This window comes from Microbacterium sp., from assembly GCF_031179285.1.
Lineage (GTDB): Bacteria > Actinomycetota > Actinomycetes > Actinomycetales > Microbacteriaceae > Microbacterium.
Window position 1 is genome coordinate 1 of the sequence record NZ_JAPSHY010000072.1, and the last position, 3,003, is coordinate 3,003.

Annotated in this window: 6 protein-coding genes; 5 read left to right on the forward strand and 1 reads right to left on the reverse strand. The window is 67.9% G+C overall.

Annotation, left to right across the window (positions count from 1 at the left end):
• Nucleotides 1-31 precede the first annotated feature (31 nt).
• The gene (locus RIN18_RS17480) at nucleotides 32-325 is read left to right on the forward strand and encodes a DUF4193 domain-containing protein (RefSeq protein ID WP_309105256.1); all 294 of its coding nucleotides are present in this window, start codon (nucleotides 32-34) and stop codon (nucleotides 323-325) included.
• A 96-nt stretch (nucleotides 326-421) separates the two neighbouring features.
• Here RIN18_RS17480 and RIN18_RS17485 read toward each other — a convergent pair whose 3' ends face one another.
• Nucleotides 422-895 carry a DUF3093 family protein gene (locus tag RIN18_RS17485; RefSeq protein ID WP_309105251.1) on the reverse strand — a complete coding sequence of 158 codons (474 nt, stop codon included), beginning with the start codon at nucleotides 893-895 and terminating at the stop codon, nucleotides 422-424.
• A 3-nt stretch (nucleotides 896-898) separates the two neighbouring features.
• Here RIN18_RS17485 and dut point away from each other — a divergent pair, with 3 nt between their 5' ends.
• From dut to RIN18_RS17505, 4 genes are all read left to right on the forward strand, one after another.
• Nucleotides 899-1,351: a dUTP diphosphatase gene (gene dut, locus RIN18_RS17490; RefSeq protein WP_309105252.1), complete on the forward strand. Its 453-nt coding sequence runs from the start codon at nucleotides 899-901 to the stop codon at nucleotides 1,349-1,351.
• Nucleotides 1,344-1,931, forward strand: a complete 588-nt coding sequence (locus tag RIN18_RS17495) for a DUF3710 domain-containing protein (RefSeq protein ID WP_309105253.1) — start codon at nucleotides 1,344-1,346, stop codon at nucleotides 1,929-1,931. Before dut ends, RIN18_RS17495 begins: the two co-directional genes overlap by 8 nt.
• Nucleotides 1,928-2,662 (forward strand): DUF3159 domain-containing protein, encoded by a 735-nt coding sequence (locus RIN18_RS17500; RefSeq protein ID WP_309105254.1) that lies wholly within the window; start codon nucleotides 1,928-1,930, stop codon nucleotides 2,660-2,662. Before RIN18_RS17495 ends, RIN18_RS17500 begins: the two co-directional genes overlap by 4 nt.
• Before the next feature lie 153 nt (nucleotides 2,663-2,815).
• Nucleotides 2,816-3,003: hypothetical protein (locus RIN18_RS17505; RefSeq protein WP_309105255.1), on the forward strand; the 188-nt coding region annotated here is incomplete at its 3' end.

Genomic DNA, 3,003 nt, shown 5'->3' on the forward strand with positions numbered 1-3,003 from the left:
CACTCGCACCATGAAAGTGGAGATCTACAGCATGGCCACCGATTACGACGCTCCCCGCAAGAGTGAAGACGACTCCGAGTCGATCGAAGCCCTCAAGGAGCGTGTGCCGGACAAGCTCTCCGGCTCGACCGGGGACGAGGACGCCGACAACCCGTCGAGCTTCGACCTCCCTGGCGCCGACCTCTCCGACCTCGAGCTCGACGTCGTCGTGCTGCCGCCGCAGCAGGACGAGTTCACCTGCATGAGCTGCTTCCTCGTGAAGCACCGCTCTCAGCTGGACCACGAAGACGCTTCCGGTCCCATCTGCAGGGAATGCGCCGCCTGAGCGCATCGCACGACCTCACGCGCCCCGACCTCTGGGTCCGGGGCGCGTTGTCATTCCCGGCGCAGGTCCATGCTCGACCTCTCGCGCGGCAGGGTGTCAGGGCCGGGCGGCGCGGATGGCAGCAGCGAGACGATCGGGGGTGCGGGTGGAGATCGTCCAGGTGTCGACCGGGTCATCCGGATCGGTGTTCGGCACGACGACGATCCCGTCCATGCCGCCGCGGATGAGGTGCCAGCCGCGCGCCGGAAGGCCGGGGCCCCGTGCCTGCCGCGCCTCGTCAGCGGTCAGGGCGACCGGCTCTCCCAGGTGGCGGACGTCGATGTGCGCGCGACCGGCGCGCAGCGTCGTTCCTTCGACGGTGAGCACCGGCGCCGCCGCGATGATCGCCCCGACGAGCACGGCCGAGACGGCCGCGCCCGCGAGCAACGCCACCGTCGAGCCGACGGGCACGAAGATCAGCGACACCATCGGACCGGCGAGGGCGACCGTGGCGAGAAGGCGCAGACTCGGCGACAACCGCTCCCGGTAGAGCGCACGTGCGTCTGCGGGGGTGTTCTGCATTAGCCTCATGGGGTGACCGATTCCGTTGATGTCCCCATTATCGCGTCTGTGGTGCCCGGATACGCCCACCCCGGTGACGCGGGTGCGGATCTCGTCGCCGCGGAGGCGGTGCACCTCGAGCCGGGGGAGCGGGCGCTCGTCGCCACGGGCGTGCGCATCGCGCTGCCCGAGGGATTCGCCGCGTTCGTCGTGCCACGAAGCGGCCTCGCCGCCAAGCACGGGATATCCATCGTGAACTCACCAGGAACGGTGGATGCCGGCTACCGGGGCGAGATCAAGGTGAGCCTGATCAACACCGACACCCGACACGCGTACGATGTCGCCGTCGGCGATCGCATCGCCCAACTCATCGTCATGCCGGTGACGCGCGCCGAGTTCATCCGGGTGGACGAGCTGCCCGAGAGCACGCGGGGCGAGGGCGGATTCGGATCCACCGGCTATCAGGCAGGGAAGACCAATGACTGACAACACCTCCAGCACGTCGAAGTCGGCACCGGAGAACCGGGCGACCGACGGTCCGTTCGACGATTCCGAGGCGAACCCGGTTCGCCCGTACATCGACCTCGGCGGCATCAAGATCCTGCCGCGCGAAGGCCTGAACCTGCGACTCGAGGTCGAGGAGCAGTCCAAGCGGATCGTCGCGGTCGGCCTCGACTACGCCGACTCCTCGCTCCAGGTGCAGCCGTTCGCCGCTCCCCGCTCCGGGGGCCTGTGGGACGAGACGCGCGTGCAGCTGCGGGACCAGGTGCGATCCCAGGGCGGTCGCGTCGAAGAGCGCGACGGTCCTCTCGGCAAGGAGCTGCTCGCCGAGGTCCCCGCACCGGCGAACGAGGGCTCAGGCCTTCGACTTGCCCGCTTCATCGGCATCGACGGACCTCGCTGGTTCCTGCGTGGAGTGATCGGCGGCGCTGCTGCCTCCGACCCGGACGCTGCAGAGAAGATCGAAGACCTGTTCCGCTCCATCGTGGTGGTCCGCGGCGGATCTCCCATGCCGCCGCGCGACCTCATCCCGCTGAAGATGCCGGCGACGCCGGGATCCGCGTGAGTGCGCAGGGCCCGGACGCCGAGCGCGACCAGAGCGCATCGGAGATCGTCGGAGCGGCGCTCGGCGGGGCCGCACGGCGGGCCGGTCTCGACCCCGCCGACGAATCTGCCACTCACAAAGTGGTCTGGTCGGCGATGGGCGGATGGCGCGGCATCCTCGAATCCGTGCTCCCGAGCCTGGCGTTCGTCGTTCTGTTCACCGTCAGACCAGACCCTCTCATCCTGGCGCTCGGTGTCTCGGTCGGGCTGGCTGCCGTCTTCACCGTCGTCCGCCTGCTGCAGAAGTCGCCGCCGTCCGCAGCGCTCGGTGGCCTTCTCGCAGCAGCTGCCGCAGCGGGACTCGCGTTGTGGACCGGACGAGGTCAGGACAACTTCATCCCCGGCTTCCTCACGAATGCCCTCTACGGCTCTGCGCTGCTCATCTCCGCACTCATCGGCTGGTCGCTGATCGGCCTCGCGGCAGGGTTCCTCATGGGGGAGGGCACCGGATGGCGCAGCGATCGCCGTAAGCGCCGCGCCTTCTTCTGGCTCGGCATCGCGTGGGCGATGCTGTTCTTCGCACGTCTCGCTGTGCAGCTGCCGTTGTACTTCGCAGAGAACGTCACCGCCCTCGGCACGCTGAAGATCGTGATGGGGTTGCCGCTGTTCGCCCCGATGATCGCCGTCACCTGGCTGGTGGTGCGGGCGCTGTATCCCCGCGAACCGCACGCCGCGAACTCGAACGAGTCGTGATAGATTTATCTTGACGTCAAGATAAATTATCGGCTTCTGCCGAGAGGCCGAAGGGCGCAGACTGGTTAGGTCCGCCTTGCTAGCCGCCGCACCTCCGTGGCGAGCAAGATGGAGTCGCCTGCCGCTCCCATCCGATCAGAAGGAGACGCACTCGTGTCGACGGTGAACAGCTTCGGTGCCAAGAGCACCCTGACGGTCGGCAGCACCGACTACGAGATCTTCCGCATCGACACGGTGCCCGGTTTCGACAAGCTCCCCTTCAGTCTCAAGGTGCTCCTGGAGAACCTGCTTCGCACCGAGGACGGTGCGAACGTCACGAAGGCGCAGATCGAAGCGCTCGG

Excerpts from the sequence above, each read along its gene's own strand:
- RIN18_RS17480 (WP_309105256.1), top strand. The coding sequence starts at position 32 with ATGGCCACCGATTACGACGCTCCCCGCAAGAGTGAAGACGACTCCGAG.
- RIN18_RS17485 (WP_309105251.1), bottom strand. The coding sequence starts at position 895 with ATGAGGCTAATGCAGAACACCCCCGCAGACGCACGTGCGCTCTACCGG.
- RIN18_RS17495 (WP_309105253.1), top strand. The coding sequence starts at position 1,344 with ATGACTGACAACACCTCCAGCACGTCGAAGTCGGCACCGGAGAACCGG.